This is a genomic window from Geobacillus sp. DSP4a (assembly GCF_013096875.1).
Lineage (GTDB): Bacteria > Bacillota > Bacilli > Bacillales > Anoxybacillaceae > Geobacillus > Geobacillus thermophilus.
Genome location: NZ_SDLD01000293.1, coordinates 1 through 252 on the forward strand (window position 1 = coordinate 1; position 252 = coordinate 252).

Genomic DNA, 252 nt, shown 5'->3' on the forward strand with positions numbered 1-252 from the left:
AAGATCGGTTAGAGCTCGTCTTTTTGCCACCATACAGTCCGCAATTGAACTTGATTGAAGGGCTATGGAAATGGCTGAAATCAGACGTGATTTACAACGTGTTCTATTCGAGTGTGCAAGAAATTAGGGTCTTCACCATTTTCTGTGATTTTCACTCAATCCCAGAAACATGTTAGCTGGATGAAATAGGTTCATCAGTCAGGATCCTTCTTCCGCATACAGACCACGAAGTTGGTAGAATGGAAACAGTCA

At 42.1% G+C, this 252-nt stretch carries 1 pseudogene; it reads left to right on the forward strand.

The window, feature by feature from the left end:
- Positions 1-128: pseudogene (locus ETC02_RS17390) on the forward strand (transposase); the annotation flags it as partial.
- Positions 129-252 lie beyond the last annotated feature (124 nt).